Source organism: Faecalibacterium sp. AM43-5AT (assembly GCF_003603345.1).
GTDB classification, from domain to species: Bacteria; Bacillota; Clostridia; order Oscillospirales; family Ruminococcaceae; genus Faecalibacterium; species Faecalibacterium taiwanense.
The window spans coordinates 466,532-489,812 of record NZ_QVGZ01000001.1 but is presented as its reverse complement, the minus strand read 5'-3'; the positions used below and the strand labels follow the sequence as shown (position 1 = coordinate 489,812).

23 protein-coding genes are annotated in these 23,281 nt (G+C 59.6%); 14 read left to right on the top strand and 9 right to left on the bottom strand.

Going from position 1 to position 23,281, the window contains the following annotated elements; genetic code table 11:
• Positions 1–52 precede the first annotated feature (52 nt).
• Both DW937_RS02675 and DW937_RS02670 read left to right on the top strand, forming a co-directional pair.
• A complete protein-coding gene (locus DW937_RS02675; protein ID WP_118527824.1) occupies positions 53–775 on the top strand; it encodes a LytTR family DNA-binding domain-containing protein in 723 nt (240 codons plus the stop codon).
• A complete protein-coding gene (locus tag DW937_RS02670) occupies positions 768–2,075 on the top strand; it encodes a sensor histidine kinase (protein ID WP_120120188.1) in 1,308 nt (435 codons plus the stop codon). The genes DW937_RS02675 and DW937_RS02670 overlap by 8 nt, the downstream gene beginning before the upstream one ends.
• A gap of 416 nt (positions 2,076–2,491) precedes the next feature.
• Here DW937_RS02670 and DW937_RS02665 read toward each other — a convergent pair whose 3' ends face one another.
• From DW937_RS02665 to DW937_RS02655, 3 genes are read right to left on the bottom strand one after another with little or no spacing between them, the layout of a single operon-like run.
• Positions 2,492–2,929, bottom strand: coding sequence for an aspartate carbamoyltransferase regulatory subunit (locus DW937_RS02665; RefSeq protein ID WP_005941235.1), 438 nt, complete (start codon positions 2,927–2,929; stop codon positions 2,492–2,494).
• Position 2,930: 1 nt separating this feature from the next.
• Positions 2,931–3,872: an aspartate carbamoyltransferase gene (gene pyrB / locus DW937_RS02660; RefSeq protein ID WP_118527822.1), complete on the bottom strand. Its 942-nt coding sequence runs from the start codon at positions 3,870–3,872 to the stop codon at positions 2,931–2,933.
• Between the two features lie 28 nt (positions 3,873–3,900).
• The gene (locus DW937_RS02655; protein ID WP_120019754.1) at positions 3,901–4,656 is read right to left on the bottom strand and encodes a GntR family transcriptional regulator; all 756 of its coding nucleotides are present in this window, start codon (positions 4,654–4,656) and stop codon (positions 3,901–3,903) included.
• Between the two features lie 197 nt (positions 4,657–4,853).
• Between DW937_RS02655 and DW937_RS02650 the strand changes: the two genes are divergently transcribed.
• The gene (locus DW937_RS02650; protein WP_120120055.1) at positions 4,854–5,402 is read left to right on the top strand and encodes a GNAT family N-acetyltransferase; all 549 of its coding nucleotides are present in this window, start codon (positions 4,854–4,856) and stop codon (positions 5,400–5,402) included.
• 209 nt (positions 5,403–5,611) lie between these two features.
• Complete coding sequence (locus DW937_RS14825; RefSeq protein ID WP_165852865.1) at positions 5,612–5,749, top strand: hypothetical protein; 138 nt, start codon at positions 5,612–5,614, stop codon at positions 5,747–5,749.
• Between the two features lie 134 nt (positions 5,750–5,883).
• Here DW937_RS14825 and DW937_RS02645 read toward each other — a convergent pair whose 3' ends face one another.
• Both DW937_RS02645 and DW937_RS02640 read right to left on the bottom strand, forming a co-directional pair.
• Entirely contained in the window at positions 5,884–7,251 is a 1,368-nt protein-coding gene (locus DW937_RS02645; RefSeq protein WP_120120054.1) for an MATE family efflux transporter, read from the bottom strand.
• Between the two features lie 205 nt (positions 7,252–7,456).
• Positions 7,457–9,472 carry a TIM-barrel domain-containing protein gene (locus DW937_RS02640; RefSeq protein WP_120120053.1) on the bottom strand — a complete coding sequence of 672 codons (2,016 nt, stop codon included), beginning with the start codon at positions 9,470–9,472 and terminating at the stop codon, positions 7,457–7,459.
• 327 nt (positions 9,473–9,799) lie between these two features.
• On the opposite strand from DW937_RS02640, the gene DW937_RS02635 reads away from it, so the two are divergent.
• From DW937_RS02635 to spoIVA, 3 genes are all read left to right on the top strand, one after another.
• Entirely contained in the window at positions 9,800–10,411 is a 612-nt protein-coding gene (locus tag DW937_RS02635) for a sugar transferase (protein WP_120120052.1), read from the top strand.
• Positions 10,412–10,565: 154 nt separating this feature from the next.
• Positions 10,566–11,900 (top strand): aspartate--tRNA(Asn) ligase, encoded by a 1,335-nt coding sequence (gene aspS / locus DW937_RS02630; protein ID WP_005941202.1) that lies wholly within the window; start codon positions 10,566–10,568, stop codon positions 11,898–11,900.
• Positions 11,901–12,040: 140 nt separating this feature from the next.
• Complete coding sequence (gene spoIVA / locus DW937_RS02625) at positions 12,041–13,531, top strand: stage IV sporulation protein A (protein WP_120120051.1); 1,491 nt, start codon at positions 12,041–12,043, stop codon at positions 13,529–13,531.
• 54 nt (positions 13,532–13,585) lie between these two features.
• Here spoIVA and DW937_RS02620 read toward each other — a convergent pair whose 3' ends face one another.
• Positions 13,586–14,137 (bottom strand): DUF4364 family protein, encoded by a 552-nt coding sequence (locus DW937_RS02620; RefSeq protein ID WP_120120050.1) that lies wholly within the window; start codon positions 14,135–14,137, stop codon positions 13,586–13,588.
• A 50-nt stretch (positions 14,138–14,187) separates the two neighbouring features.
• Positions 14,188–15,123, bottom strand: a complete 936-nt coding sequence (locus DW937_RS02615; RefSeq protein WP_120120049.1) for a S1 RNA-binding domain-containing protein — start codon at positions 15,121–15,123, stop codon at positions 14,188–14,190.
• 205 nt (positions 15,124–15,328) lie between these two features.
• Between DW937_RS02615 and DW937_RS02610 the strand changes: the two genes are divergently transcribed.
• The 7 genes from DW937_RS02610 to DW937_RS02580 all read left to right on the top strand — a co-directional run bounded on the left by DW937_RS02610 (position 15,329) and on the right by DW937_RS02580 (position 21,502).
• A complete protein-coding gene (locus DW937_RS02610) occupies positions 15,329–15,517 on the top strand; it encodes a DUF951 domain-containing protein (protein ID WP_005941184.1) in 189 nt (62 codons plus the stop codon).
• Between the two features lie 94 nt (positions 15,518–15,611).
• Entirely contained in the window at positions 15,612–16,703 is a 1,092-nt protein-coding gene (gene prfA, locus DW937_RS02605) for a peptide chain release factor 1 (protein ID WP_120120048.1), read from the top strand.
• Positions 16,704–16,789: 86 nt separating this feature from the next.
• A complete protein-coding gene (locus DW937_RS02600; protein WP_118528065.1) occupies positions 16,790–17,818 on the top strand; it encodes an L-threonylcarbamoyladenylate synthase in 1,029 nt (342 codons plus the stop codon).
• On the top strand, positions 17,815–18,432 hold the full coding sequence (gene coaE, locus DW937_RS02595; protein ID WP_120120047.1) for a dephospho-CoA kinase: 618 nt from the start codon (positions 17,815–17,817) through the stop codon (positions 18,430–18,432). The genes DW937_RS02600 and coaE overlap by 4 nt, the downstream gene beginning before the upstream one ends.
• Entirely contained in the window at positions 18,429–19,097 is a 669-nt protein-coding gene (locus DW937_RS02590; protein WP_005941169.1) for a lytic transglycosylase domain-containing protein, read from the top strand. Before coaE ends, DW937_RS02590 begins: the two co-directional genes overlap by 4 nt.
• A gap of 15 nt (positions 19,098–19,112) precedes the next feature.
• Complete coding sequence (locus tag DW937_RS02585) at positions 19,113–20,516, top strand: aminopeptidase (protein WP_120120046.1); 1,404 nt, start codon at positions 19,113–19,115, stop codon at positions 20,514–20,516.
• 140 nt (positions 20,517–20,656) lie between these two features.
• Positions 20,657–21,502, top strand: a complete 846-nt coding sequence (locus DW937_RS02580) for a MerR family transcriptional regulator (RefSeq protein ID WP_120120045.1) — start codon at positions 20,657–20,659, stop codon at positions 21,500–21,502.
• Positions 21,503–21,508: 6 nt separating this feature from the next.
• Here DW937_RS02580 and DW937_RS02575 read toward each other — a convergent pair whose 3' ends face one another.
• Together DW937_RS02575 and spo0A are read right to left on the bottom strand one after the other, a co-directional pair.
• Positions 21,509–22,351 (bottom strand): polysaccharide deacetylase family protein, encoded by an 843-nt coding sequence (locus tag DW937_RS02575; RefSeq protein WP_243111404.1) that lies wholly within the window; start codon positions 22,349–22,351, stop codon positions 21,509–21,511.
• Positions 22,352–22,423: 72 nt separating this feature from the next.
• Positions 22,424–23,182, bottom strand: coding sequence for a sporulation transcription factor Spo0A (spo0A, locus tag DW937_RS02570; RefSeq protein ID WP_044953592.1), 759 nt, complete (start codon positions 23,180–23,182; stop codon positions 22,424–22,426).
• Positions 23,183–23,281 lie beyond the last annotated feature (99 nt).

Sequence of the window (23,281 nt, the reverse complement as noted above, 5' to 3'; positions counted from 1 at the left end):
TTTGGCCCCTCTTACTGCAAGAGGGGCCTTTTGCGGCAGAAAGGAACCTTCCATGCATATCCTGATCTGTGACGACGATGCGGCGTTCGGCGCGCGCATGGCAGAATATGTCGCCGTCTACTTTACCGCCCGCAGCGTGCAGGTGCACACCGCCGTCTGCACCAGCGCAGCCGAGGTGCTTGCAACGCCGGGGCTGGAGCTGTATCAGCTGGCGTTTCTGGACGTGGACATGCCCGGTGCAAACGGCATGGTGCTGGGCCGTCAGCTCAAGCAGAAGTGCCCCGGCCTGATGCTGGTGTATGTTTCGGCCTATCTGGAATTTGCGCTGGAAGGCTACACGGTGAACGCCTACCGCTACCTGCTCAAGCGGGACATTGCGCGCACCCTGCCCAAGTGTCTGGACGACCTGCTTGCCGCCCTGACCGACCAGCGCAAGACTCTGACGGTGCACCACAACCGCACCGAAACGGAAATTCCGCTGGATCAGATCTATTATCTGGAAAGCGACCTGCGCCAGATCAACGTCTACGGTGACATTGCCCGCCGGCCCATCTGCACCTACTACGGCAAGATCGCCGACCTGCCGCCCATGCTCTACGAGAACGGCTTTTTGCAGGTGAGCCGCAGCGATGTGGTGAACATGAAATATGTGCGCAGCATCCGCAGCTACCGCGCCCTGCTGAAAAACGGGGTGGAGCTGAGCGTGAGCCGCGCAGGCTATGCGGCCATCCAGAACGCATATCTGGAATGGAAGGGGCAGTATGGGGATGAGTGATGCATTTGCGGAAATGATGCTGGGGCATCTGGTCTGTCTGATTCAGTGCAACGCCTTTATTCTGGTAGAATGGGCCTATCTGGGCAGGGGAAAACTGCGCTGGCCGGTTCTGTGGGCAGAGCTGCTGTGCATGGGGGAGATGGGCCTGTCACTCGCAGCAGGAATGTCATTTTTCAATGTGCAGAGCGTCCTGCTCAATGTGCTGTACCTTTTTGTTACGGCGCAGCTGTTTGGCGGAAACTTTGCCGATAAGCTCACCGCCTGCCTGATCAACGGCACCATGTGCCTGCTGGTGGAGAACACGGTCAACTATACCTACTCCTGGTTCACCGGGGTGCGCACCGGCGAAGCATGGCAGCACCCCGGCTGCCTGATCGCTCTGTGCGCCGCGAACCTTATCGTGGGTGCAGCAGTTGCGCATTCCCTGTACAGCTGGAACCAGAAGTGTGCTCTGCAGCCGCTGCAGGCGCTGGTGATGTCCTTTTTCCCCGGGGTAGCTGTGGTGCTGAACATTGTGCTGATGGTCACAGGGACCCAGCAGCCCGCTACCCGGATGACCATGCTGCTCACCTTTGGCATGAGCGTGGCGGTTCTGGTGCATATCGCCATCGTGCAGATGTTCAACGATCAGGTGGTGCAGCGGCAGAACTCCCGCTACCGTGCTCAGCTGGAACAGCAGCGTGCCGAAGCCCTGCTGGATTCCTACACGGAGCAGCGCCGCCTGACCCACGAGTTCACCAACCACATGACAGCCCTTACCGCCCTGCTGGATCAGGGGGATCTGAAAGGCGCACAGGCCTACATTGCCAGCGTGAGCAAAACGGTGGCGGCGGGCACCACCATCATGGATACCCACAACCCGCTGCTGGATTCCATTCTGAGCAAAAAGTACGAAAAAGCGGCAAAAGTTGGCGTGAACATTTACTTTGACCTGTGCAATCTGAAGCAGATGCCCTTCGACAGCATGGATATGGTCATCGTGCTCTCCAACCTTCTGGACAACGCCATCCGTGCCGCAGCGCAGGCCCTGCCGCCGGAGGTGCATGTGCGCATCCGCAAAACGCCGGAAGAATATCTGATCTCGGTGCGCAACCGCGTGCAGGAAGACCTGCTGCTGGAGGAGGGCAAGCTGCCCGGCACCACCAAAAAGGAGAGCGGCCACGGCATGGGCCTTGCCAACGTGCAGGACGTGCTGCGCAAGTACGGTGCCGAGTACACCGTGAGCTGCCGCGACCGATGGTTCCGGTTTACCTGCGCCATCCCGTGCGCAGTTCATGACATGAGTACCGACAATTTATGACATGTTCTGTGCAACGGGCGCGCAACAATGCTATACTAAGGCCAGTAAAGGTGACCTCCTGCCGGGGCAGGGCGGATTTGCGGCCAAAGGAAAATTTGGTGAAGCTTTGCCCCCCTGTGCAGTGATCCGGGCAGCGGTGCGTGTTAAGCTGTCTGCTTTCCCTTTGCTCTTCGCTGTGCAGTCCTCATGCGCTGCGCAGCTCATCTGGCGGGGCTTTCAACGGCGAACTTTGGGGTTTGCTGCTGATAAAGTCACTCGGTACGTCGCATTTCTGTGCGGCAGGTGCTGCTTGTGGGAATGGAGCATCTGCCGCACAGGGCATTTGCGTCGGTGAGAGTTCCGCCAGATTTTTTATTGCAAAAAAAGAGCTGCTGTACGGCAAAATTGCCTGATACAGCAGCTCTTTTTCTGTGTCGTTATTCCGGCTTTACCTGCAGCTCCTGCTCGCAGTAGATGCAGCGGTACTTGCCGTTGGAGCTCAGCTCAAAGATCTGGTCGCACTCTTCCTCAATGGAGGAGATGCAGCGGGGGTTGCGGCATTTTACAATGTTCACAAGGCGCTTGGGGGGCATCGGCTTTTCCTTGCGCACGGCCTTGCCGTTTTCAATGATGGTCACGCTGATGCCCGGGTCAAGGTAGGCCAGCACATCCAGGTTCAGCCAGGAAGCATCGCCCTCCACCTTGATGATGTCCTTGCGGCCGCTGGCGGTCTTGCTGCTGCGTGCATTCTGGATCAGCGCCACGCTGGCGGTGCGGTTGCCCGCAATGCCCAGCAGGTCCATCAGGCCAATGGCAGTGCCTGCCTTGATGTGGTCGATCACGATGCCGTTCTGAATTTCATCGATGTTCAGCATATCAGTTCTCCTCCTTGGGTGCCTTGGGGTCGCAAAGGCCCAGCAGGGTCATGATCAGTGCCATACGCACATACACGCCGTTCTGCACCTGCTCAAAGTAGGCGGCACGGGGATCGTCGTCCACGTCCAGTGCGATCTCGTTGACGCGGGGCAGGGGATGCAGCACAGCCATATCCGGCTTTGCAAGGCTCATCTTTTCCTTGGTGAGGATGTAGCTATTCTTCAGGCGGATGTAGTCCTCCTCGTTGAAGAAGCGCTCCTTCTGCACGCGGGTCATGTACAGGATGTCCAGCTCCGACATGGATTCCTCCAGACTGCGGGTCTCCTTGTAGGGGATGCCGTTGGCCTCCAGCACGTCCTTCACAATGTAGTCCGGCACGCGCAGTTCTTCCGGGCTGATAAGCACGAACCGGATGTTCTTGCAGCGGGCCATGGTCTTGATGAGGGAGTGCACGGTGCGGCCGAATTTCAGGTCGCCGCACAGGCCGATGGTCAGGTCATCCAGCCGTCCCATGCGGCGGCGGATGGTCATGAGGTCCGTCAGGGTCTGGGTAGGGTGCTGGTGGCCGCCGTCGCCCGCGTTGATCACCGGGATGCGGGAGTAGCGGGAAGCGCGCAGCGGTGCGCCCTCTTTGGGGTGGCGCATGGCCACGATGTCCGCATAGCAGGACACCACGCGGATGGTGTCGGCAACGCTTTCGCCCTTGCTTGCGCTGGACACGTTCTCACTGGGAAAGCCCAGCACATGGCCGCCAAGGTTCAGCATGGCTGCCTCAAAGGAGAGGCGGGTGCGGGTGGAAGGCTCGTAGAACAGGGTAGCCAGCTTTTTATGCCGGGCCACCTCCTGATACGCGGCCGGGTCGTCATGGATGCGGTCGGCAAGGTCGAGCAGAGTGGAAATTTCCTGCTGGGTAAAATCCAACGGGTCGATCAGATGTCGCATGGGTGCATACCTCCGTCAGTTTTTTGGTTTAGAGCAGCTTGCGTAAAATGGAAAAATCAAAGAAGTTTGTGTAGTAGCTCAGCGAGCGCATCACCGGGCGGCACAAACGATTGAAACACACTTCGTCCAGCAGCAGCATGGCCTCGCCCGGAGCAAGGCGCATGGCGGAGCGGATGGCATCGTCGCCGCAGCTTGCCTTCAGGTGGGCGACGTTGGAGGAGATCTGCTGGTGGCATTCCCGTTCCAGAATATCGAACACGCCGCCGGTCAGGTCGATGCGGGTGTAGTCTCTGGCACCGAACAGTGCTCTGGGCAGGTAGTCGATGGAGTAGATCACCGGGGTGGTATCGGCCAGAATGCGCTTTTTGATGCAGATCACGTCGTCGCCCGGCTCAATTTCCAGATCGTGGGCCAGCTCTTCACCGGCACGGATGGGAAATACCTGAATGCCATCGGCGTGGGGGTAGCTGCCAAAGCTGCGGATCAGCGGGTAGTATTCCAGCTTCTGGTCCAGCCGGCTGCGCAGGCCCAGCACAGCGCGGTTCACCACCGTGCCAATGCCGCGCACGCGCTCCACATAGCCTGCGCGCTCCATCTCGCTCAAAGCATCGCGGATGACGGTGCGGCTCACACCCAGCTCAGCGGCAAGATCTACCTCGGCGGGCAGACGGTCGGCCCGGGCATAGCGCCCGGTGCGCAGCTCTTCCAGCAGACTGGCAACGATGCGGTCGCTGATCACAGCACCGCCCAATCGGTTGGAAGAGGTAAGTGCAGATTCCTTCATGGTTCGGTTCCTCCGTTCACGGGCAGGGGATGCGCCCCGCCGGGACTTGAAGCCTGCGCCGCACGGCACCTTTGTGACCACGCCATACGCCGCAGACCCCTTTATACTTTATTATAACATAAATTGACATTTATAAAAGCGGCATTTATACTGGAAACAGCGAAAAAGTATGATTTTATTTTGGAGGGAAACGCAAGATGGAAGTTTTTCTGCACAAGATCTGCGGCCAGCCGGTGCAGCCGCCGGTGTCCATGCAGCTGCGCCGCTGCACGCCGGAGCAGGCCCCGGCGGTGTACGCCTTGCAGAACGAGGTGCGCGCCGCCATGCCGGACCCGGAGCAGTTCGTGCCGGACACGCTGGAAAATATCACGGCCTATGTCCGCAATGACCTGTGCATCGGCGCATGGCAGGGCAGCCGCCTTGGCGGGTATCTCATCGTGCGCTTCTGCGGGCGCAGCGCACACAACTATGCGGCCTTCATGGATGTGCCGCGCACCGAGTGGGAGCACTGGGCCAATGCGGACAGCGCCATCGTCCACGCAGACTTTCGCGGCAACGGCCTGCAACGGCTCATGCTGGAAGCGGCCCTGCCGCTTTTCCCGGAAAAGATCACCCACATCGGTGCTACCGTCAGCCCGCAGAACCAGTACAGCCTGCACAACGCCCTTGCGTCCGGTTTTGCCATCGTCTCCCGGCGGGAAATGTATGGCGGCCACGACCGCTACCTGCTGGCGAGAAAACTATAAAAAGAAGTTGTAACAGGTAAAAAACTGTGCTAAACTAAAAACACCACCCATAAGGGTGGCGTTAAGGTACTGTCTGCAAGCGCAGGTGGTCATGATTCCTACCCGTTATCACTGCTCTTTCTACATAGAACGAAGCAGAGGTTCCGGGAGTGGAACTTTTTTGGAAGTACCCCTGCCCGGAGCCTTGAAGGCGAAGGGAGGGATGTCGGATGACTTTGTTGGAAACTTTAGCACTGCTCACGTTCGTACTCGCTCTGATGAGTCTGATCGTGGATGTGATCCGTCTGACCGTTGAGGTCATGGAAAAGTTTTACCAGCACAAAGCCAGTGGCAACAAAAAAGATTGACTGCCCAGCTACCAACTTGTACAGTCAATCTTTTTGGCTAAACGGGTAGGGAACTGACCATGCGGACAGTACCTTTTCTATTTATAATATAATGATTTTTGCAGGAATTGTCAATAACAATGTCCATTTGCCCTTTAGACTGCCTGCAAAGACCGCTCTTTGCTTTTCATCTTGTGCCGCACCACCAGCAGGCAGGCCAGATGCACGGCAGCCGTCAGCACCCAGCTGATGGGGTAGCTGATGTACAGCATGAACGGTGTGCGGTTCAGCTGGAAGATGGTGGCGATCCACACCAGCCGCAGCAGGCAGCTGCCCACAAGGCTCACCACCATGGGCAGCACGCTGTAGCCAAGGCCGCGCAGGCTGCTGGCCAGCGTATCCATGATGCCGCACAGCAGGTAGGTGCCGCAGATCACCCGCAGGCGCTCGTATCCGGCGGCAACGACCGCCGCATCCGAGGAGTAGAAGTGCAGCAGCTGGGTGCCTGCCAGCACCGCACCGCCGCCCAGCACCACGCCGGTCACGATGGCGCACAGCAGGCAGTTGAGGACAACACGGTTCAGGTTCTGGTACTTGCGCGCGCCCATGTTCTGGCTGGTAAAGGTGACGGCAGCCTGCGAAAAGGCGTTCATGGCGGTATAGACGAAGCCCTCCAGATTGGCGGAGGCCGAACTGCCTGCCACCACCGTGGAACCAAAGGAGTTGATGGCCGACTGGATGACCACGTTGGACAGGCTGAACACGGTGCTCTGCAGACCGGCAGGCAGGCCGATGAGCAAAATCTGCTTCAGGGCACCCATGTGGAAGCCCAGATGATGCAGATCCAGATGCAGCGCGCCCTCCTCCTTCATCAGCATCCGCGTCACCATGCAGGCGGAAACGGTCTGACTGATGATGGTAGCCAGCGCCACGCCTGCCACGCTCATGGAAAAGCCAATGACGAACACAAGGTTCAGCACCACGTTGATGATGCCGGCTGCTGCCAGACAGTACAGCGGGCGCTTGGTGTCGCCCACGGCGCGCAGCAGCGCACTGCTGAAGTTGTACAGCATGGTCATGGGCATCCCGATGAAATAAATTTTAAGGTACAGCGCAGAGAGGTCGATCACATCCTCCGGGCAGCTCATCAGCTCCAGCAGGCCACGGGCCGCAAAGAACCCCACCACAGCCAGCAGCACGCCGCTGACAAGGCCCAGCGTCACCGAGGTTTGCACCGTGTCCTGCACGCCGCGGTCATCCTTTGCACCAAAGCAGCGGGCGGCCACCACGTTTGCGCCCAGCGAAAGCCCTACGAACAGGTTCACCAGCAGATTGATGAGAGAGCCGTTGGAGCCCACTGCGGCCAGTGCGGTGCTGCCCGCAAAGCGGCCCACGACCACTACGTCCGCAGCGTTGAACAGCAGCTGCAGAATGCTGGAAGCTGCCAGCGGGATGGAGAACAGGATGATCTTTTGCAGCATCGGGCCGCTGGTCAGGTCAGCGGAGCGGCTTGACTGTGCCATGGAATAAATGCCTCCTTTTTATGTTTCCTCTGAGAAGCCGTTTTCCGAAGCATTGCACACTGCTTGGGAGGACAGCATCTGAAATGTAAATTTTTCGTAAATAAAGGGAACCGAAGGCATATTATAACGCGCGGCGCAGAAAAATACAAGTGGCACCGCCGAAAAAAGACAGCTTTTTCCGGCAATGCCACAGGAAAACGGCTTTTCAATTCGATTCAAGCACCTTCCAGTGCTCCGGTGCGGCAAAATCGCTCGTCTCGCCGTCATCGGTGTACATCCGGCAGCGGGCGCTGCCATTTTCGTCCGGGCAGGCCCACAGGGTCAGGGCGGTGTCGTCCAGCTGGGCGGTGCAGCTGGCGGGTCTTGCCACCGGCACCGCATGGCCCGGGCGGATGAACAGCAGGACCTCGTCCAGTGCACAGCGGACGTAGTGGTGCCCGGCGGGCAGAAGCTCGGTGTCGTAGTCGTCTACACTGCGGATGCGGTAGAGCTTCATTGCTTCCGGCAGGTAGACATGCCGTCCGCTGGCGTTCTGGGTGTAGACAGGCGCTACCATCACACCCTCGCCCAGCAGCAGCTGGTCCTGCACCTCGCGGGCATCCGGGTCAGCAGGGAAATCAAAGCCCAAGGGCCGGAAGTAACTGGTATTTTCCAATGCCGCCTTCATGAAGGTACTATAAAGGTAGGGCAGCAGGGCGTACCGCAGCCGGAGCATCTTCCGCAGGGCAGGCAGCATATCCGCAAAGCGGTAGTATTCCTGCATCCGGGAGCCGTCGGTGGCGTGGTTGCGCATCAGCGGCGTGAACAGGCCGAACTCCAGCCAGCGCAGAGCCAGATCAGGCGTAGTATCGTAGGAAAAACCGCACAGGTCGGCACCGGTATAAAGAAAGCCGCACAGCTGCACGTTGGGCATCATCTGGATATTGGCCAGAAGCTGTGCCCATGTGGAAGCGTTGTCACCCAGCCAGATGCCGCCGTAGCGGTGGCTGCCGATGAAGCTGGAACGGCTGTAGAGCAGCGTGCGTCTGCCGGGCCGCAGGCGGGCAAAGGCTTCGCCTGCCGCACGGGTCATAGTGCCGCCGTAGAGGTTGTGCACCCTGTCATGGCGCACCCGCTGGCCGTCCACATCGTGGTAGAAGCTGGCGTAGTCCTCCGGGGCGTTCATCAGGCCCAGCGCGCCGCCCACCACCTTGCCAAAGAATTCATCCTGCACGATGTTGTCCTTCCGGCTCAGTTCGTCCATGCTCTCAAAGAAAGCCTTGAGCCGCTCGGGTGAGTAAAACAGCGCAGGCTCGTTCATGTCGTTCCAGAAGCCCTCGATGCCGCAGTCGGTCAGTGCCTTGTACTGCCGGCCAAACCACTCCCGCACCTCCGGACGCAGGAAGTCCGCAAAGTAAGCCTTGCCGGGCCACACCGCCGCCACAAAGGGGGTGCCGTCGGCTTTGGTGCAGAAGTAACCGTTTGCAAGGCCCTCGGCACAGACGGGGTTTTCCGGGTCGATGCGCACACCCGCATCGATGATGGGCACCAGCCGGATGCCCTGTGCTTTCAGTTCAGCGCTCAGGGCGGCAAGGTCCGGGAAGCGCTGCTTGTTTACGGTAAAATCCGCGTAGTCCTGCATGTAATCGATGTCCATGCAGATCATATCCAGCGGAAGATCGTTCTCTTTGTACTGGCGGGCCACCTCCCGCACGTCCTCAGCGGTCTTGTAGCCAAAGCGGCTCTGTGCCAGACCAAAGGCCCACTTGGGCGGGATATAGCTGCGGCCGATGAGCTGCCGGAACTGGCGGCTGATATCGTTCAGGTCGTCGCCGGTGATGATGTAAAGCTCATAGTCCGGCTCTTCGGTGGCAAAGCGCAGGGCATCGTATTCGGTGTAGCCGATATCGTAACGCACTTTGCCCGGGAAATCGATGAACACACCAAAGCATTCACGGCCTGCGCCGCCATCAATGAGCAGAAAATTGTGCGCACCATAGTAGGAAAGCTTATCCTCGCTGTGGCGGGCTTCATCGGTGTTGTTGGTCACGTAGTGCCAGCCGCGCTTGTTGATGCCGCGGGGCATTTCGCCCAGACCGTACACGATGGCATCCGGAGCCATCCGGTAGGCCCAGCCGTCTTCTTCGGCTGTGAGGAAGGGAACTGGCCCGGCGGAAACTGGGATCTCCTGCACCACACTGTCGGTGGGCAGGGGCAGGCCAAAACGGAAACGCTGGATCATAGGGGACCTCCTTGTAGCATCCTTGCCCTCTCCGTCACGCCTTTCGGCGTGCCGCCTCTCTCAAAGTGAGAGGTTTTGCCAAAGGCCCCATCTCCGAGGGGGCTGTGGAGCGAAAGAGAGACTGGGGAGTGGACTTCTCATTTTCTTTATCTTACCCCGGGCCACGCTGCAAAACAAGAGACAAAACCGGCACTTTTTTGCCACAAAACCGGCAGAACGCAGCCAAAGCATAAAAATATCGGCGGCAGGCGGCGGATGCAATTGCAAATTCCGGCCCATACTGTTATACTGGAACTGCTACTTTGAATCGGAAAATGGAGGAAACCCATGTATCGCAATGGAATCAAGCGCCTGCTGGCGGTGGTGCTGTCGCTGTGCGGCATGATCTGCCTGTCCTGGCTTTTTCTCATTCTGGCCGTCGCCATCAAGCTGGACTCGCCCGGCCCGGTGTTCTTCAAACAGAAGCGTGTGGGCATTGGCAAAAAGCACTTTTACATTTTAAAGTTCCGCACCATGCGCATCGATACGCCCCACGATATGCCCACCCATCTGCTGCACGACCCGGACCAGTATATCACCCGCATGGGTCATTTCCTGCGCAAGACCAGTCTGGACGAGCTGCCCCAGCTGTGGAACATCTTTGTAGGTGATATGGCGGTCATCGGCCCGCGGCCTGCTTTGTGGAACCAGTATGATCTGCTGGCAGAGCGCGACAAGTACCATGCAAACGATGTGCGCCCGGGTCTGACCGGCTGGGCACAGATCCACGGCCGCGACGAGCTGGAGATCGCGGAGAAGGCCAAGCTGGACGGCTGGTATGTGGAGCATCTGAGCTTTGGGCTGGATGTGAAATGCTTCTTTGGCACCATTGCCGCGGTGCTTAAGCACGACGGCGTGGTGGAGGGCGGCACCGGCACTCTGCACGAAGAGGAAAAGTGACTCCTTCTGCCGCCATGCCAAAGCCTCCCTCCCTGAGGGAGGTGGCATCGCGCAGCGATGACGGAAGGAGTTCGTTCGCCATATCTCTTGATTTATCCCCGGAAAAGCGTATAATAAAACAGTACACAAGACGTCAAAGGAGGATTCCTGTATTATGGAACGCACCTATATCAACGAGGCTCAAAAGGCCATCGGCGGCACGGTCAAGGTGCAGGGCTTTATCGAGAACCTGCGCAACAGCAAGTATATGGCCTTTATCGTGCTGAAGGATATTACCGGCAAGCTGCAGATCACGGTGGAAAAGGAAGATCACCCCGATCTGGTGGATACCATCGATCAGCTCACCCCGGATTCCGTCATCACCGTCACCGGCAAGGTGGTGGAGAACGACTACGTCAAGATGGGCGGCGTGGAGATGATCCCCGAGAGCATCGAGATCGAGAGCATCGCCAACGCTCTGCCTATCGTCCGCAAGGAGATCGCAGCCACCAAGAAAAAGAAGGCTGTGGAGCGCTCCAGCATCGACCAGCGCATTGATTACCGCTGGATCGACCTGCGCACCGACGAGAACCAGCTCATGTTCAAGGCACAGAGCTGCTTTGTGAACGCCATGCGCAAGTTCCTGCTGGACCGTAACTTCATCGAGATCCACACCCCCAAGCTGATCGCTGCTGCCAGCGAGAGCGGCTCTGAGGTGTTCAAGGTGGACTACTTTGACCGCAATGCCTATCTGGCACAAAGCCCTCAGTTCTACAAGCAGATGGCCATGGCTGCAGGCTTTGAGCGCATCTTCGAGACCGGCCCTGTGTTCCGCGCAGAGAAGAGCTACACCAACAAGCACTCCACCGAGTTCTCCGGCTTCGATCTGGAGTTCAGCTACATCACTTCCTATAAAGACGTGATGAAGATGGAAGAAGAGCTGCTGACTGCCGGTCTGCAGGCCGTCAAGGACAACTATGGCGACCAGATCAAGGAGATGTTCGGGCAGGAAGTGATCGTTCCCACCACTCCGTTCCCGGTGGTCAAGCTGGCAGACCTGTACAAGGGTCTGGAAGAAGAGTTCGGCTACACCGTCGATGAGAGCGAAAAGGGCGACCTGACCACTGAGGCCGAGCGCCTGAGCTATGAGTGGGTGAAGAAGCACTACGGCCACGAGTTCCTCTTTATCACCGATTACTCTGCCGAGAAGCGTGCGTTCTACCACATGCGCGACGAGAACGGCGTGCCCCAGGGCTACGACCTGATCTGGCGTGGTGTTGAGATCACCACCGGTGCCCAGCGTGAGCACCGCTACGAGGTGCTGAAGAAGCAGGCCGAGGAAAAGGGTCTGGCCGATGATGTCAAGTTCTATCTGGAGTTCTTCCAGTACGGCTGCCCGCCCCACGGCGGTTTCGGTCTGGGCATCGACCGCCTGACCATGCTGCTGTGCGGCCTGACCATCAAGGATGCCGAGTTCCTGTTCCGCGGCCCCAACCGTCTGACCCCGTAATTGTAAAAATGTTTGTAAAGGCTCCTGTGCTGCTGGCATGGGAGCCTTTTGTCATATCCGGCCTTTTCCCAACATACGATTACAACAAGCGGACCGGAATCCTGTCCGGTGCACAGCGCAAACGGGAAGGGGAGAGCAATTTGGCAAATCAGGAACAGAAGAGCATCTGCCGCGAGATCGGCGCACGCACCGGCGGAGATATCTACATTGGGGTGGTTGGCCCGGTGCGCAGCGGCAAATCCACTTTTATCAAGCGTTTCATGGAACAGCTGGTGCTGCCCGCCATCGGCCCGGCGGCTGCGCGGGAGCGTGCCCGGGACGAGCTGCCCCAGTCGGCAGCGGGCCGCACCATCATGACCACGGAACCAAAATTCATCCCGGAAACAGCCGTGCCCCTGCAGTTGGAGGGCGGCGGCGAGTGCCGGGTGCGGCTCATCGACTGCGTGGGTTACATGGTGGAGGGGGCTATGGGCCACGAGGAGAACGACAAGCCCCGCATGGTCAAAAGCCCGTGGTTCGACCACGAGGTGCCCTTCGACCTTGCCGCCGAGACCGGCACCCGCAAGGTGATCTGCGAACATTCCACCATCGGCATCGTGGTCACCACCGACGGCTCTGTGAGCGACATCCCGCGGGAGGGCTATGCCAGAACCGAGAAGCGCATCGTGGAAGAACTGGATGCGCTGGGCAAGCCCTACATCATCCTGCTCAACAGCACTCACCCGGATGCCCCGGAGACGAAGCAGCTGGCCGAGGGCATGGCCCGGGACTACGACCACACCGTGCTGCCGGTGAGCTGCTTGGATCTGGACGCGGAGGCACTCGGCAGCATTCTGCGGCAGGTTCTGTACGAGTTCCCGGTGCAGGAGCTGGATTTTGCCCTGCCGCGCTGGGTCACGATGCTGGAAAATGGCCACTGGCTGCAAACGCAGGTGTACGATGCGGCCATGCAGCTGGCGGCAAAGGTCTCCCGCATGAAGGATGTACCCTCCGGAACAGACGCACCTGCGCTGGAATGTGACGCGGTGCAGCGCTCGGCCATCAGCGGCATCGACCTTGCAAACGGCAGTGTGCGCATCACGGTGGAGCTGAAGCCGGAAATTTTCTATCAGGTGCTGAGCGAGCAGACCGGCCTTGCCATTGGCGACGAAGCGGGCCTGATGCCCTGCATCATGGAGCTGGCAAAGGCCAAACGGGAGTACGAGAAGGTACGCAGTGCCCTTGAGCAGGTGGAAGCCACCGGCTATGGCATCGTGATGCCCACGGTCAGCGAGCTGAAACTGGAACAGCCCCAGATCGTGCGGCAGGGCACGAACTACGGCGTGCGGCTGGAAGCCTGCGCGCCCTCCATCCAGATGATGAAGGCCACCATCCACACCGAGATCAGCCCCATCGTGGGCACCGAAAAGCAGAGCGAGGACCTTGCCCGCAGCCTGCTGGCCGGCTTTGAGGACGACCCGGAAAAGCTGTGGGAATCCAACATCTTTGGCAAGAGCCTGCACGAGCTGGTGAACGAAGGGCTGCAGAACAAGCTGCTGCACATGCCGCAGGAGGCCCGCACCCGCCTGCAGGAAACGCTGGAACGGGTCATCAATGAGGGCTGCACCGGGCTGATCTGCATTCTGATCTGACCGCTACAAAACAGAAGAGGGAAGCGCCGCGCGGGTGCCTCCCTCTTTATTTGTTCACTTTTCTTCTTCGGTCAGCTTATTGATGAGCATTTGGTAGATCTCGTTGCCCTTGAGGATGAACTGCTTTTTTACCAGCTCGGCGGTCAGCCGGTCCGGTGTGCCGAGGTCCAGACAGAACAGCTCACTGTCCAGCCCTTTCACCGTGCAGCGGATGGTGCAGTGGCCGTCTTCTTTTTCGGTAATGCTGGCACTGTACTTGGCTTCCTTGCGGGCCCATGTCTGGCAGCGCAGCACAGCGGCCACAGCGCGCTCCCGCACACTGCGGGGCAGGTCGTAGGCAAGCTCCTGCGCCACTTTGCGGCCCTTCTCGGTAATGGTGTAGCTGCCCTTTGTCAGGGTGACGAGCTGCTGCCTGGTGATATCGTCCAGACACGAGCCGATCTCGAAATAGTTCACCAGCGCTTCTTCCATCAGGGCGTTTTCGATCTCCTGCCGGGCAATGGGTCCGGCATTTTTGACCAGATAGCACAGCAGCAGCCGGATCTCGGTGCTGCTGGTCAACCCGCCGGGACGTACACCGGCAGTAAAAGCATCATTGACGGCCATCGTTCCATACATCCCCCTTGCATTCCTTTTCTTTTATAGTATAAAGGCTTTCACGCCGGATTGCAAGCCGCAGCGGCAAAATCTGTCTCAATGCGCTTGGGGCTTTCCGGCGTGGAGTACACCCAGTGGTCCAGATGGCCCTCGGTGATGAAATACTTCAGCTCGAACCGGTGGCGCTGGCTCAGGGCGTGGTTCACGATCACCAGCTTGATCTTCATTTTTTCCGGCAGGATGTTCTTGATGTAGACGCTCACCGCCTGCCCGGGCACAAGGTCGGTGCAGCTCTCGGCAAGGCCCGCGAGGTTGGGCGCGATCTCGATAAAGGTGCCGTATTCCTCCACACTGCGCACGATGCCCACCACGGTCTCACCCACGGTGAACCCGGCCGCATTTTCCTCCCATGTGCCCAGCAGTTCCCGGATGGTCAGCACAAAGCGGCCCTGTACATCCCGGTTCTTGACGGCGCACAAGATCTGCTGGCCCACGCTCACCCGGTCGGCGGGGGAGGAGATGCGGCTCACCGACATGCAGTCGATGGGCAGCAGGGCACTGATGCCGCAGCCCACATCACAGAACGCGCCAAACGGCTCGATATGGGTCACGGTGCAGGGCAGGATATCGCCGGGCTGCAGGCTGTCCAGATAGTCGGCCTTGCACATCTGCTGCGCCAGCGCGCGGGAGAGCCGGTAGAAGGGCTGACCGTTCTCGTCGGTGTCCAGCGCCTCGATCACAAAGCAGGTGGGGCGGCCCACCCTCGTCAGCACCGCAATGTCCCGCACGGTGCCGTTTGCGGCACCATCGGCGCACTGGGCAAAGGGCATCACGGCTCTCACCCCGCCGATCTCGAACCGCAGCTGGCGCTGGGTATCAAAGGCCAGAGCAGTGGCCTGCAGGATCTCGCGGTTTGCCATGGCGGCGCGCAGTTCAGCGGGGGACAGGCGCGCGGCAGAACGGTAGTTGCCTTCGGTACGGTAAGCTTGCATCATCTTTCATTCCTCTTTCTCTGCTTTTTAGGCCGTGCTTGGAACGGCAGCGGCCTTTCTGTTAAAACTTATGCATCCGCATGGGCGGATATTTGCATTTTGTGCGGCTTTGCATTATACTATATCTGTATGCGCAGCAAACCGGCACGCCGGGCTTTGCGCACACACCGCCTGCTGTTTTGGGCAGGCAGAAGGGAGAAGCAGAGCTATGGACATTGCTGTAGGCGATACCATCCTCACCCGCAAAAAGCACCCCTGCGGAGCGTCCAGCTTCGAGGTACTGCGCGTCGGCATGGATTTTAAGATCCGGTGTACCGGCTGTGGGCGCGAGGTGATGCTGCCGCGTGCTAAAATTGAAAAGAACATCAAAAAGGTGGTAAAACCCGGGCAGGCCTAGCGCCCGGCGCAGCACGCATCCGGGGCGGAAAGGCCCCGGAGCCGTTCGGCTGCACGAACATGAATCTGAGTTTGTAAGGAGAACTGCCGGAATTATGCCGAACATGTTTACCCAGATGGATGCTGTCTGCCACCGCTTTGAAGAGCTTTCCATCCGCCTGAATCAGCCGGATACCGCCGCAGACCCTGCGCTTTTCCGCAGGCTGATGCGGGAGTACCACGATGCAGAACCTGTGGTGCAGGCCTACCGCGCGTGGCAGACCGCACAGGATCATCTGGCACAGGCCAAAGCTCTGCTGGAAGAACCGGGCGCACTTGACCCGGACTTCAAGCAGATGATACAGCAGGAAATCAGCGAAAAAAGTCAAGATATGGCAAAGCTGGAAAATAATCTCAAAATCCTGCTGCTGCCCAAGGATGTGAACGATGGCAAAAATGTCATTGTGGAGATCCGCGGCGGCGCAGGAGGGGAGGAAGCTGCCCTGTTTGCCCACAGCCTGCTGCGCATGTACACCATGTATGTGCAAAGCAGGGGCTGGCAGCTGGAAATGCTCAACCTCAACGAGACGGAGCTTGGCGGCGTGAAGGAGGCCATCTTTTCGGTGGACGGTGCCGGGGCCTACAACCGCCTCAAGTACGAGAGCGGTGTGCACCGTGTGCAGCGCGTGCCGGAGACCGAGACGCAGGGCCGCATCCACACCTCCACGGCCACGGTAGCTGTGATGCCGCAGGCCGAAGAGGTGGACTTTGCGCTGGACATGAAGGACCTGCGCATCGACACCTTCCGCTCCTCCGGCGCGGGCGGTCAGCACATCAACAAAACCTCCAGCGCCATCCGTGTGACACATCTCCCCACCGGCATGGTGGTAGAATGCCAGAACGAGCGCAGCCAGTTCCAGAACAAGGATAAGGCACTGGAGATCCTGCGCAGCCGCCTGCTGGCCCAGAAGCAGAAACAGCAGCAGGATGCCATTAACGCCAGCCGTCAGGGGCAGGTGGGCACCGGCGACCGCAGCGAAAAGATCCGCACCTACAACTTCCCGCAGGACCGCTGCACCGACCACCGCATCGGCCTGACCGTGCACAATCTTTCCAAGATCATGGACGGCAATCTGGACGAGGTGATCGACGCACTGGCCACCCGCGAACAGGCCGAAAAGCTGCAAAAGCTCAACGAGCAGGGCTGAAATGCGGTTTTGAAAATAAAACGATATCCTGTCGATAAATGCTGAAAAGCACAAATACTTTACAGATAGAAAGAACGATGATCCGTATGGAAATGAAAACTGAAATTTTGCCCGCATCGGACGAAAAGAGCATTGAAAAAGCCGCTGCCCTGCTGCAGAACGGTGAGCTGGTGGCCCTGCCCACCGAGACGGTTTACGGCATTGCTGCCGATGCCCGCAACGGCGAGGCTGTGAAGAAGATCTTTGTGGCCAAGGGCCGCCCGCAGGACAATCCCCTGATCGTCCACGTCACCGGACCGGAAATGCTGCCCGGCCTTGTCAGCGAGGTGCCGGAGCGCGCCCAGCTGCTGATGGCTGCGTTCTGCCCCGGCCCGCTCACCATCATTATGCCCCGCGGCCCGGAGGTGGCAGCGGAGTGCTGTGCCGGTCTGGACACCGTGGGCATCCGGATGCCCAGCCACCCGGTGGCCCGCGCCGTCATTGAAAAGAGCGGCTGCGCCTTTGCTGCCCCCAGCGCCAATCTTTCCGGCAAGCCCAGCCCCACCAACGCGCAGGATGTGTTCACCGATATGGACGGCCGCCTGCCGCTGATTTTGGACGGCGGCGAGTGCGACGTGGGCGTAGAAAGCACTGTGGTGTCGGTGGTGGGCGAAAAGCCCACTCTGTTCCGTCCGGGCCACATCACGCTGGAAGACCTCGAACGCGCCCTCGGCGAAGAGGTGGAAGTGTCCAAAGCCATCCTTGAAAAGCTGCCGGAGGGTGCTGTGGTGCGCAGCCCCGGCATGAAGTACAAGCACTACGCACCCAAGGCGGATGTGACCTTGCTGGACGGCACCTTTGAGCAGTTCAAAGCCTATGTGGATGCCCACGCCGAGCAGGATCCCAGCTGCCTGTGCTTTACCGGCGAGGCGGAAAAGCTGGGTGTGCCCTGCGTGGAGTATGGCCGCGAGGGCGACGGTGCCGATCAGGCAAAGCACATCTTCCGCTGCCTGCGCGCGCTGGATGAGCAGGGCGATGCCGTGGTCTACGCCCGCTGCCCGCAGAAGGACGGCCTTTCCATGGCGGTGTACAACCGCCTGATCCGCGCTGCGGCCTTCCGGGTGATCAAGCTATGATCGCGCTTGGCATCACGGGCCGCAGCGGCTGCGGCAAATCCACGGTCACGGCGGTGTTTTCGGCCCACGGTGTGCCGCTGGCCGATGCCGACCAGATCAGCCGCGAGATTTTACTGCCCGGCTCGCCGCTGCTGCCCCGGCTGGCCCAGCGGTTCGGCGCAGACATTTTAAAGGCAGACGGCACATTGGACCGCCGCCTGCTGGCTGACCGCGCCTTTGCCACCCCGGAAGGCAAGGCGGCGCTGGACAGCCTGACCCACCCGGAGATCGTGCGCCGCATCCGTGCGGCAAAGCAGGCGGCGCTGGATGCCGGTGCACCGCTGTTCGTGCTGGATGGCGCGGTCATCGTGGGGACTGCGGCGCAGGCCGAGTGTGACCGCCTGTGCGTGGTCACGGCACCGTTTGAGACCAGTGTGGCCCGCATCGTGGCCCGGGACGGCATCTCGGCCGAGATGGCCGCCCGCCGCCTGAACGCCCAGACACCGGAAAGCACCCTCACCGCGCAGGCAGACTATGTGCTGCGCAACGATTCCAGCCTTGCACATCTGCAGGCTGCGGCAGAGCAGCTCTGCACAAAGCTTCTGGCAGAAGGAGGTGCGGGAAAAGAATTTTGAACAAACGATATAACGAACAAGATCCTGCACCGCAGTACGACCCGGAGACGGCCCGCATCCGCCGCGCTCTCCGCGCCCAGAAGGCACGCCGCCGCAAAAAAATGCGCAGCCGCAGGCTGTTCCTGCTGGGCATGGCGCTGATCCTGCTGTTTGTGCTGGTGCCCAACTTGTGGGGCAGGGCAGAACGGCTTTTATACCCCCGCAAGTACGAAGCGCTGGTGGACCAGTGGGCGGAGACTTACGGCCTTGACCCGCTTCTGGTGGATGCCTTCATCCGCACCGAAAGCGGCTTTGACCCGCAGGCCACCTCCACTGTGGATGCCCGGGGCCTGATGCAGATGACCGAAGAGACCTTTATCTGGCTGCGCAGCAAGATCGCACCGGACGAAGGACTGCTCTTTGCAAATCTCTACGACCCGGAGACCAGCATCCGGTTCGGATGCTATTACCTGCACCTGTGCATGGAGCGCTACAACGGCGATGTTGCCACTGCCGCTGCCGCTTATCACAGCGGGTGGGGCACGGTAGATGCTCTTTTACAGATGGAAGAGCACTCCGCAGACGGCGAAACGCTGCAGGGCTTTCCCTATAACCAGATGAACCACTACGTAAAAAAGATCACTTCCTGCTATGCGCGGTATCAGCGTATCTATGCAGAAAGCTGAGAGGAGATAAGGAACATGAGCGAGAAACTTACCGCAAAGCAGGCTGCCGAACAGCTGCTTTACAAGCCGGAGTACGCTGCCGACAAGAGCGCCGACGTGAAGGAGAAGGCTGCAGCCTTTGCCGAAGGCTACAAAGCCTTCCTGAACGCTGCCAAGACCGAGCGCGAAGCTGCCGCCGCCAGCGAAAAGCTGCTGCTGGAGGCCGGTTACGAAAAGTTTGAGCCGAAAAAGACCTATGCCCCCGGCCAGAAGATCTACTTTGTGCAGGAGCACAAGGCGGTGGTGGCCGCTACCATCGGCCGGAAATCTTTTGAGGAGGGCTTCCGTCTGGTGATCGCCCACATCGACAGCCCCCGTCTGGACCTGCGCCCGAACCCGCTGTACGAAGCAGACCACCTCAGCTACTTCAAGACCCACTATTACGGCGGCATCCGCAAGTACCAGTGGGGCACCATGCCGCTGGCCATCCACGGCGTGTTCACCCGTGCCGATGGCTCCAGCGTGTCCTTTGCAGTGGGTGAGGACGAGAATGACCCCGTGTTCTGCATCACCGACCTGCTGCCCCATCTGGGTGCCGAGCAGAACGACCGCAAGCTCAGCGAGGGCATCAAGGCCGAGGAGCTGAACGTGCTCATCGGCTCCGACGCTGTGGAGGATGCCGACATCAAGGAGGCCGTCAAGCTGAACACCCTGATGCTGCTGCACGAAAAGTACGGCATCACCGAGCGGGACTTCACCCGCGCTGAGATCGAGGTGGTGCCCGCCCATAAGGCCCGGGACGTGGGCTTTGACCGCTCCATGGTGGGCGGCTACGGTCACGATGACCGTGTGGACGCATACCCCGCTCTTATGGCTGAGATCGAGACGAAAGATCCTGTGCACACCACCGTCTGCGTGCTGACCGATAAGGAAGAGATCGGCTCCGACGGTGTGACCGGCATGCAGAGCATGTATGTATTCCACTTTATGCAGCTGCTGTGCCGCGCCGCCGGTCAGGACGACATCCTTGCCTTCCAGAACAGCGTGTGTCTCTCCGCCGATGTGACCGCCGCCTACGACCCCTCCTGGGCAAATGCCTTCGAGCCGCAGAACGGTACTTACGCAGGCCGCGGCGTGGCCTTCTTCAAGTACACCGGCAGCCGCGGCAAGAGCTCTGCCAGCGATGCTTCCGCTGAGCTGGTAGGGGATATCACCTGCCTGCTGGATGCCAACGGCGTGGCATGGCAGATCGGTGAGCTGGGCCGTCTGGACCTTGGCGGCGGCGGCACCATTGCCAAGTACGTGGCCAACCGCGGCATCCCGGTGCTGGACATCGGCGTGCCGGTGCTGTCCATGCACTCGCCCTTCGAGGTCATCCATAAGACCGACCTGTACATGGCTTACCGCACTTTCTCGCTGTTCTGCCAGGCTGAGCAGTAAGTTCTGTGCCTGAAAAAATATCCGCAGCGCTTCCCGGTTTGCAAAAACCAGCGGAAATACTGCGGATATTTTATTTTTGGCGCAAAAAGCTTGACCTTCAACCGACTTTCAGGTGTAATGTAGGTGCGGAGGTGAATCAGATGAACATCAAACAGGCCTCAGAACAGAGTGGCGTTTCGGCTCCCAACATCCGTTTTTATGAAAAAGAGGGACTTCTCACCCCGGCGCGCAGGCAGGGCAATGGCTACCGCGATTATACCGCAGGGGATATCCGTACCCTTAAACTCATCCGGATGCTGCGCATGCTGGATGTGCCGCTGCCCACCATCAAGGCGGTGCTGCGCGGGGAACAGCCCCTGCAACAGGCGCTGCAAGCCCAGCAGACCGTGCTGGAGCAGCAGGCAGCGCAGCTGGCGGCAGCCATGCAGTTCTGCGCCGACCTTGCCCGGCAGGCTCCGCAGACGGACACGCTGGACGTGGACGCCTGCCTGACCCGCATGGAAAGCCCTGCCCATCAGCAGGGGTTCTTCTCCGGCTGGCTGCAGGATTACTGCACGCTGGCGAAGGTGCAGCATCAAAAGCACTTTTTCTTTATCCCGCAGGGCAGCATCAACACCCCGCAGGAATTTACGGCGGCGTTGCGAGCCTATGCAGAGGAAAAAGGGATGCTTTTCACCCTGACCAAAGAGGGGATGTACCCGGAGTTTTTGCTGGACGGCATCGCGTATAAGGCCTACCGCAACCCGGGCAAGTACCGGGACGAAATCTGTTGCGATGCTGTGCATCCCGAGCAGCTGGACACCGGACTGCCGCTCCGGCGGGAGAAGCTGCTGCGCTTTTTGCGCCTCGCTGTGCCGCCGGTATGTACCTTTGCCGCCATTCTGGCGGCGGGGTGGGTGGTGACCGGCGGCGCAGGCTGGCTCTGGCTGGCGGTGCTGGCCTCTGCCGGAGTGCTGCTGGAACGCTGCCTTGAAAGGTGGCGGTAAGGCGCATTACCCCAGCGGCAGCGCTTCGGCCACCGTCAGAAAGGTGTAGCCGTTGTCGGCATACCACCGGATAATGTCCGGCAGGGCCTCTGCCGTGGTGCGTGTAGTGGAGGAATCGTGCATCAATACGATGCAGTTCGTCTGCTGCCCGGTCTCGTGCACCACATTGCGGTAGATGGTGCCCGCGCTTGGGTGCCCGCCCACGGCATCCTCGGCGCACACGTTCCAGTCCACCCAATGCCAGCCTTTCTGCTCTACTTCGGCTTTCAGCTGCTTCATCAGGCCTTTGCCGCCGTAGCGCCGACTGACGGTGTTGGTGCTGCCGCCCGGAAACCGTAGATACCGGATGCTCTCGGCATCCACATAGGGCGCAATGCGCTCCTTTAAAAGGGCAATGTCCTCCCAATAAGCGTCGCTGCTGCGGTAGATATCGCTGTACTCGTGGGAAGCAGAGTGCAGCGCGATCTGGTGCCCGGCGCTGACCGCTTCGGCGAGCAGGGGCAGATACTTCTCGTTGTAACCGGTAGCCACCACAAAAAATGTGGCGTGCACTCCGGCCGCGTTCAGCGCGCTGAGCACATCCGGTGTGGTCTTGCTGGGGCCGTCGTCAAAGGTCAGGCAGACCCACTTTTCCGGCAGCGGCTGGGCAGCAGGCTCCTGCTGCTCCTGTGCCAGAGCCGAAATGGCGGGGGAGAGCATCGAAGTGTCCGGTGCCGGGGTAAGATCCTGCGCCTGACATCCGGTGACGACCGGCGGCGCAGCAGATACAAACCCCATAATGAGGGCGAACAGCATCACGGCCGCAACTCTGGCCCGCCTGCGCCGTGCGAGATATTCTGCAAGCTTCAAGAGCAAAACCTCCTTTGTCTGTTTGGTTTGCTCTTATCAGAATATGAACGACGGCGGATTCTATGAAAAAAATCAGCCCACTCTCTGCCGTTTATCCAGCCGCATCTTGTCGGCGATCATTGCAATAAACTCGCTGTTGGTGGGCTTGCCGCGCAGATTATGGATGGTATAACCGAAGTAGCTGTTCAGGGTGTCCACATCGCCCCGGTCCCATGCCACCTCGATGGCGTGACGGATGGCGCGCTCCACCCGGCTGGCGGTGGTGCCGTTTTTCTTGGCGATTTCCGGGTACAGGCGCTTGGTCACAGCGTTGATGTACTCCGGCTCGTTCATGGTGAGCAGGATGGCATCCCGCAGGAACTGGTAGCCCTTGATGTGGGCGGGAACGCCGATCTGGTGCAGGATCTCGGTAACGGTCAGCTCATCGCTGTCCACGCTGGTGTGCAGGATGTGCTTTTCCGGGCCAAGTGCCGCCTTGAGCACCCGTGCGGCAAGCACGGTCTCATCAAAGGGCTTTACAAAGTAGTAGGCAAAGCCTTCGTCCAGCAGCTCCTGAACCATCTCTTCGCTCTGGAAGGCACCGGTCACGAAGAAGGAGGTGTGCCGCTCACCGGCGGCATTGTAGCGCTGCTTTACCGCAAGGGCATCCAGACCGGGCATAAAAGCATCCAGCAGGACCACCTGCGGGCGCACGGTGAGCATTTTCTGCAGGACCTTGTTGCCGTCCTTTTCCACAACGGTCACGTCCACGCCCTTCTGCTCCAGCGCTTCGCGGCAGGCGGCAGTGAACGGGGCACCAGTATCCGACATCAAAAATCTAACTTTGTCCATGGTTGTTTCCTCCAATGTGTGCAGTTCCCTTAACACCATGGATTTTACCATAATTTTCCAGAACTTTCAACGGCTTATTTTGGTAAATTTTGGCAAAGA